A 1249-nucleotide genomic window follows, 5' to 3' on the forward strand; every position below is an offset into this window, starting at 1 on the left:
TGACGATGCGGAGAATGTGCTGCGTGTAAAGGCTGCCGTCCGTGAGTTTGAGACGGAGACCAATATGAGCGTCATCTGTGAGGATGGCTCATTCTACGCATTCAATGTGAAGTATGCGGATGAACCAGAGAAGCTCAGCATGGAGATGAAAGACTTTCTAGCTCCTACGGAGGGAAGACTGCCGAGCAATCGTGCGGACATCTACTTCAAAGAGCTGGGAAGTGAGTCGCCCATATTGGTTAAGCTGATTATGAAGAGCATCTACCAAAATGATAAGCGAAATCAAGCATGTTGGGCAAAGCAATTCGGGATGCGCTTCTACTCGTGGTTATATGCCCACAATGGGTTGCTTTACTTCCACGTCCGTATGGATAATGAGTCTAATATGCCGTATGCGGTGGACTTTATCACGTTCAAGGTGGTGGACAAGAAGGTGGCGAAGCATACAGCTATACAAGAGCGAATGCTACAGCCACTACGTGCCTTTCATCAGGTGATGTGGATTGGGGCGGGACGCTCTGAGAGAATAGTCTTTGCCTTGGAGCAGTTCACACTATCGGAGGATAAGCAACTTGAAGTGACGCTTTACGAGCGAAACGGGAGTCGCACGCTCACTTTCTATGTGGAGCCTGAAGACCTTTTGCTCACTAAGAAGATTGACAACCTTAAACTGAAGTGGTGATGAAGAGATGGTTATCCATGATGGTCTGCGTGATGGTGGCTATGGTTGCTGCTATGCCATCGTACGCACAGAGACTAATCCCTAGGCAAAATAGCGTTGAGCTGGTCGGCTCTATTCCGATTATCAAGGGGGAGAGACTATGCGCAAAGGAGAGCTTTGGGGTAGGTCTTGCGTTCGCACACTACTTCAAGCGGGCGAACTACGCTTTTCTCTTGGCGGAATATGAGCAGCAAGGGTTGACTTATCGCTCTTACAATGTTCCACTGCGTGATGCGCTCCTGCATTTCGGCTATATGCACCCGATACTCTCAGATAGGGGGAAGAATCTCTTTGGCTACTTGGGACTATCCGCTCTCTGCGGTTATGAAGAGCTGAACGAGGATAAACGGTTACTACCCGATGGGGCTACACTCCTGGACCGATCTCGCTTTACTTATGGTGGAGCGATACATAGCTCGGTAGAACTGTTCCTAACAGACAATCTGCTCTTCGTCCTCAAAGCTCAAGGGCGACTGCTCTTCGGCTCTGACCTGCATCGTTTTCGTCCTGCTATCTCAGCAGGACTCA

2 protein-coding genes are annotated in these 1249 nt (G+C 49.4%); both read left to right on the plus strand.

Translation table 11 applies throughout. The features are described 5' to 3' along the window. Positions 1-682, plus strand: a 682-nt coding sequence (gene traN / locus PORUE0001_RS03015; RefSeq protein WP_007364997.1) for a conjugative transposon protein TraN, incomplete at its 5' end; no start/stop codon positions are given. Further along, positions 682-1249 (plus strand): conjugal transfer protein TraO (locus PORUE0001_RS03020; protein WP_007364998.1); only part of this gene is annotated, 568 nt, incomplete at its 3' end. The genes traN and PORUE0001_RS03020, both read left to right, overlap by 1 nt.

The organism is Porphyromonas uenonis 60-3, from assembly GCF_000174775.1.
Taxonomy (GTDB): Bacteria; Bacteroidota; Bacteroidia; order Bacteroidales; family Porphyromonadaceae; genus Porphyromonas; species Porphyromonas uenonis_A.